Annotated in this window: 1 protein-coding gene; it reads right to left on the bottom strand. The window is 69.8% G+C overall.

The window, feature by feature from the left end:
* On the bottom strand, positions 1-1,541 hold a 1,541-nt coding region (locus tag AB0C33_RS51135), incomplete at both ends, for a HAMP domain-containing protein (RefSeq protein WP_358303133.1).

The raw sequence follows: 1,541 nt of genomic DNA, 5'->3' as shown, positions 1-1,541 counted from the left end.
CGGGCCAGCAGCGTGGCCTTCTCCTCCAGCTCGGCGTTGGAGCGCTGGAGCTCCTCCTGCTGCTGCTGCAACTCCTCCGACCGGGCCTGCAGCTCCGCCGCGAGCCGCTGCGACTCGGCCAGCAGCTCGTCGGTGCGGGCGTTGGCGACGATCGTGTTGAGGTTGACGCCGATCGTCTCCATGAGCTGGTCGAGGAAGGCCCGGTGGACCGGCGTGAACGCCTGCACCGAGGCCAGCTCGATCACGCCGAGCACCTGCTCCTCGACCACGATCGGCAGCACCACCACCGAGGCGGGCTCGATCGTGCCGAGGCCGGTCGAGATCCGGACGGAGCCGGAGGGCACGTCGTCGACGGCGATGACCCGGCGGCTGCGGGCGGCCTGGCCGACCAGCGCCTCGCCGAGCCGGAACCGGGTCGGCCTGCCCGGGTCGGCCGGGTAGCCGTAGGCGCTGATGAGCTGGAGCTCGTTCTCCTCGGCCAGGAAGAACGCGCCGTACTGGGCGCTGACCAGCGGGGCCAGCTCGTTCATCACCAGCTCGGCGACGGCCGCCAGGTCACGGTGGCCCTGCATCAGCCCCGACATGCGGGCCAGGTTGGACTTGAGCCAGTCCTGCTGCTCGTTGGCGGTCGTGGTCTCGCGCAGCGACTTGACCATCGAGTTGATGTTGTCCTTCAGGTCGGCCAGCTCGCCCTCGGCGTCGACCGTGATCGAGCGGGTCAGGTCGCCGGAGGTGACCGCGCTGGTGACCTCGGCGATGGCGCGCACCTGCCGGGTCAGGTTGGCGGCCAGCTCGTTGACGTTCTCCGTCAGCCGCTTCCAGGTGCCGGAGACGCCCTCGACCTCGGCCTGGCCGCCGAGCCGTCCTTCGCTGCCGACCTCGCGGGCCACGCGGGTGACCTCGGCGGCGAACGAGGACAGCTGGTCGACCATCGTGTTGATGGTGGTCTTGAGTTCCAGGATCTCGCCGCGGGCATCCACGTCGATCTTCCTGGTCAGGTCGCCCTTGGCCACCGCTGTGGTGACCTGGGCGATGCTGCGCACCTGGTTGGTCAGGTTGTCGGCCATCGAGTTGACGTTGTCGGTGAGGTCCTTCCAGGTGCCGGCCACGTTCGGGACGCGGGCCTGGCCGCCGAGCTGGCCTTCGGTGCCGACCTCGCGGGCCACGCGGGTGACCTCGTCGGCGAACGCGCTCAGCGTGTCGACCATGGTGTTGATCGTCTGGGCGAGCGCCGCCACCTCGCCCTTGGCCTCGACGGTGATCTTCTGTGACAGGTCGCCGCGGGCGACGGCGGTGGCCACCTGGGCGATGCTGCGCACCTGGCTCGTCAGGTTCGACGCCATGACGTTGACGTTGTCGGTGAGGTCCTTCCAGGTGCCCGACACGCCCCGGACGGTGGCCTGGCCGCCCAGGTTGCCCTCGGTGCCCACCTCACGGGCGACCCGCGTCACCTCGTCGGCGAAGGCCGACAGCTGGTCGACCATCGTGTTGATGGTCTCCTTCAACTCCAGGATCTCACCCCGGGCATCCACCCGGATCTT

Origin of the sequence: Nonomuraea sp. NPDC048881 (genome assembly GCF_040649795.1) — a bacterium.
Lineage (GTDB): Bacteria > Actinomycetota > Actinomycetes > Streptosporangiales > Streptosporangiaceae > Nonomuraea.
The sequence above is the reverse complement of the archived record's forward strand: the minus strand, read 5'-3'. Positions and strand labels throughout refer to the sequence as shown.